The sequence below is a fragment of the Streptomyces sp. genome (assembly GCF_050698815.1).
GTDB lineage: Bacteria > Actinomycetota > Actinomycetes > Streptomycetales > Streptomycetaceae > Streptomyces.
In genome coordinates, this window is the sequence record NZ_JBOHCV010000290.1 from 1 (window position 1) to 4,353 (window position 4,353).

Here is a 4,353-nt window from a genome sequence, read left to right on the forward strand (position 1 = left end):
GCTCACCGCCGTCCGGGGCGTGTTCGCCGCGCGAGACCGGCATCCGGCCGGCGTCACCGTAGGGCTGCAGCTCGACGTTGATGCGGTGCGTGGTGTCCCGGCTCGCGGAGCCGCCGAGCCGCGCTTCCACCACGCCGAGCCGCAGCCCCGCGTGCCCGTCGCCCGCGCGGTGGAACTGCACCGCGAACTCCAGGCTGACCCTCTCCACCGTGAACCGCCAGGCGCTGCCCTCTCCCTCGCGCTGCGCGGCGTCGAGTTCGCGGCGCACCAGCTCGATGGCGTCCGCCAGCCACACCGTTCCGTCCTCGGTCTCCGCGTCCCCTGCGCCCAACGTGTCCGCCCTCTCCCTCACTTGATTCCGCGTCACATGTTTTCTGAGCAACGAGTCTAGGGAACCCGGTCCGCACCGCGTATGCTCGCGCCACATGGGGGATCAACACAACGGAGTCGACCCATCGCCCTCCGTGCGGGCGAGTTGGCGGCTTCGCCTCTGCGACGGGCGACAGGGCGTCAAGGCGGGTGACGAGGTCCTGGGAGCCGGCATCCTGCTGCCGGATCAGCTGGTGCTGACCTGCGCGCACGTGCTGCCGGACCGGAACGCCCGGCTGATCGTGGAGTTTCCCGAGACCGACGCCATCCCCTCCACCACCGCGACCGTGGTGGAGGACGGCTGGCACCCCGCGACCAGCGGCCCCAACGGACGGTGGCCGGGCGGCGACGTCGCACTGCTCGAACTCGACCCGCCGCGCCCGGAAGCGCACGCCGCTCCGCTGAGCCTCGCCCTCCCCTACCGGGGCCGGAGGGTCTGGATGTGCGGCTATCCGGAGCGTCAGGACGCGGGCACCAGTGTCGAGGCGGAGATCCGGAACCCGCACGGCGCGGCGTTGCTCCAGCTCAAACCGCCGGACGCCAGCGAGGCGATCCGCCCCGGGTTCAGCGGCGCGGCCGTCATCGACTCGGCCGGGCTGGACGGACACCGCGGCTCCGCACCGCAGAGCATCGTCCTGGGCATGGTGGTGAGCCGCTACCACGACCTGGCCAAGCTGCCCGCCGAAGAGCGGCAGCGGCACGGCTACATGATTCCGACGGACCAGATCGTCAAGCTGATCCCCAGGCTTCGGCGCTACGCCGCGGGTGCGCCCGCACGGGACACCTCGCTGAGCATCCCGCAAAACCCCCACCTCGGCCCTGCGTTCACTCCGGACCCCAAGGTCGCCCGCGAGCTGGGCGAGTGGCTGGACGAGGAGAGCACGCTGCCGCGCCCGGCCGCCCTGCTGGTGGCGACGGGTGGCGACCAGCGCCGTGACTTAGCCGTACGGGAGTCCCTGGAGGGCGTGGACCTCGCCCTGGACGCCGCGGGGCGCAGCACCCAGGAGGTGCGGGGGGCGTTGCTGACGCGGCTCGGCCTGCCCGATTCGTACGAGGACGGGCTGCGCGGCTGGCTCGCCGACGGACAGGGTGCGCCACCCGGCCTTCCGGACGCGGCCCCCCGGTCCGCCGGCGGAGAGGACGCGCCAGGCGCGCGGAGCGCGCGGGACGACGGCGGCGAGGCACCGGGCTTCTCCCTCACCGTCGCCGTCCACGGTGTCGACGTCGCCACCGAACCCCACGAACTCGTCGGCCTCCTGGTGCGGCTCCGCGAGATGGGCTGCCGGGTGCTCGCCGTCTGTCACCACGACAGCGGCAGCGTCTGGAGCCATGCGGCGCGGGAGCTGCTGGCGCCGGCCCTGCGGGAGACGGCGGCCGCGCTGATCGACATACTCCTCGGCCTCGAACGCGAGGCCCGCCGCCGCCCGCCGGCCCCCGGCACAAGCCGGGTCCCGGAAGTGGCCGTGGAGCGGGCGCTCCGGCCCGTGCGGCTGGGCATGGAGCCGGACCCGGCCCGCCGGCTGCGGGGACTGCGGCAACTGGTCGACCAGTTGTACGCGGATATCGCCCGCCGGCGACCGGGGCCTGGACCGGACGCGGAGAACACCGAGCCGGGAGGACAGGCATGAAGGCCCACGGCGACTGCCCCCACCGGCGCTTCACCGGCGTCCGCTGCACAGGCCAGGTCCTGACGACCGGTTACTGCGACACCTGCGGGCGAAGCCGCACGGCGCGGCCGATTCCGCGGGGCACGGGCGATCACGGGCCCGGTGCCGCAGAGCCGCTGGCCCTTCCGTCCCTGGAACCGCCCGCCGACCCGGCCGAACTTCTCGAGCCCAACGGCAGGCTCCCGCGCCACGCACGCGTGTGCGGCAACGAGGCGTGCCGGGCGCTGATAGCCCCTCCTCTGGTGCAGGAGCCCGTGCCGGACGAGGGGTGGTGCCCCGAGTGCGGGGTGCCCTTCTCCTTCGTATCGCCGCTCAGGCAGGGCGAGTTGCTGCACGACCAGTATGAGGTGCGCGGCTTCATCGCGCACGGCGGGCAGGGCTGGGTGCACCTCGCCGCCGACAAACACCTCAGCCCCAATCACGTCGCCGTCAAGGGGCTGCTCAACCGGCACAACGAGCGCCTGGCCCGGCTGGCGGAGAAGGAACGCCGCCATTTGATCGCCCTCAACCACCGCGGCATCGTGCGGATCCTGGATTTCGTGCGCCACCAGCCCACCGGCAACGCGAAGACCGCGGGCGCCGCGGCGGGAAACGGTAGGCGGAGCGAGCCGCCCACCCACTACATCGTGATGGAGTACGTGGGCCGCAGCACACTGCACGACATCATCACCCGCACCCGCCAGGGCAAGCTCCCGCTGGGCACCCCACTCGACATCGAACACGTCGTCACCTACGGCTACTTGATCCTCGACGCGCTCACCCATCTGCACGACAACGGGCTCGTCTATGTCGACATGAAGCCGTCGAACGTCATGCACTTCCACGACCAGATCAAGATCATCGATCTGGGCGCGGTCCGCTCCGCCGGTGACCGGGAGACCGACCTGGTCGTCACCGAGCGGTACGCGGCGCCGGAGGTGCGGGAGACCCGCCCGACGGTCGCCCACGACCTGCACACCGTCGGGCGTACCCTCGAAGAGCTCGCCGACTACGCCGTCAGCGACGTGCCCGGGCTCGGCATCACCTCCTTCCGGCGGGTGCTGGAGCGGGCCACACATCCCGTCGCCGAGCGCCGCTTCTCCTCCGCCCGGGAGATGGCCGGGCAACTGCGCGGCGCGCTGCGGGAGATCCGTGCGCTGCGGGGCAGCCGGGACCGGCCCGAGCCGTCCCGCTATTTCCTTCCCTCCCCCACGCTGCTCGGTCACGATCTGGGCGGCATCCCGCCCATCGAGCACTGGCTGGACCGCAAGGCCCCCGCGCGTACCGAGCCACCCGCCTCACCGCCGCTGGACCCGGCCGTGCCGTCGGCGGGTACGGTCGCGCTCGGCCTGCCCGTACCGCTGCCCCACCCGAACGATCCGCGGGCGGAGATCTTCGGGCTGGCCTCCTACAGCCCGGACCAGGTGCTCAGGCAGCTGCCGGAACAGCCCTCCGCCGAGGTCTGTTTCCACAACGTACGGCGGCTGCTGAGCCTGGACGGGCGGGAGCCGCTGGAGGCGGCGGACCGCGAACTGGCCGCAGGGGTACGGATACTGGGCGCCGGTGCCACGCTGTCGTGCTGGCGGGTCGCCTGGCACAGCGGTCTGCTCGCACTGGCGCGGTCGGAAAGCGCTCACTCGGCCGGGGACCAGCGCCGGGAGCTGGCCCAGCTCAACCGGGCACGACGCCACTTCACCACGGTGATGAACGCGATGCCCGGCGAATACGCGCCCAAGCTGGCGGTGGCCTACTGCACCGAGCGGTTGCCCGCCACCGCCGCGGTCCGGCACCCCAGCGCCGCGGAGCTGTACCAGGCCGTATGGCTGCGCAACCCCGCGCACGGCAGCGCTGCCTTCGGACTCGCCCGGCTCGCCCTCGCCCGTGGCGCGCGGGCGGAAGCCATCGGCATCCTGGACCAGGTGCCGGAGGAGGCCAGGGGCCACACCGCCGCCCGGGTCGCGGCATTGCGGGTACGGGCGGCCCGGCTGGCGACCGCCGACGGGCAGGAGCAGCTGCCCACCCTCGCGGACCTGCGCGACGCGCAGCTGCGGCTGGCCGAGGCCTGCAAGAACCGGTCGCCCAACCCGGACGTGGTACCGGCCGGGGACCCGCAGTTGCGGCTGCGCGCGGAACTGCTGGAGTGGGCCCTCGACATGCTCTACCGGGCGGAGGCCGACGGCGGTCTCCTTGCCGGTCCGGAGGAAGGCCCGGCAACCGGACCGGCCTCGGAAGCACCGCACTACCCGGACCTGCTCGGCCCGCCGCCGGCGTGGCGGTCCAGGGAGCTGCCCGGACAACCGGCGGCCGCCGCGGGCCGGTCCGGCCCGGGGTCCGGGCA

Annotated in this window: 3 protein-coding genes; 2 read left to right on the forward strand and 1 reads right to left on the reverse strand. The window is 73.3% G+C overall.

The window, feature by feature from the left end; genetic code table 11:
* A partial coding sequence (locus tag ACRDP3_RS10485) for a trypco2 family protein (protein ID WP_431516600.1) occupies positions 1 to 331 on the reverse strand: 331 nt, incomplete at its 3' end.
* Between the two features lie 94 nt (positions 332 to 425).
* Between ACRDP3_RS10485 and ACRDP3_RS10490 the strand changes: the two genes are divergently transcribed.
* Both ACRDP3_RS10490 and ACRDP3_RS10495 read left to right on the forward strand, forming a co-directional pair.
* Positions 426 to 1,997, forward strand: coding sequence for a trypsin-like peptidase domain-containing protein (locus ACRDP3_RS10490; protein WP_431516601.1), 1,572 nt, complete (start codon positions 426 to 428; stop codon positions 1,995 to 1,997).
* Positions 1,994 to 4,353 (forward strand): tetratricopeptide repeat protein (locus ACRDP3_RS10495; protein WP_431516602.1); only part of this gene is annotated, 2,360 nt, incomplete at its 3' end. The genes ACRDP3_RS10490 and ACRDP3_RS10495, both read left to right, overlap by 4 nt.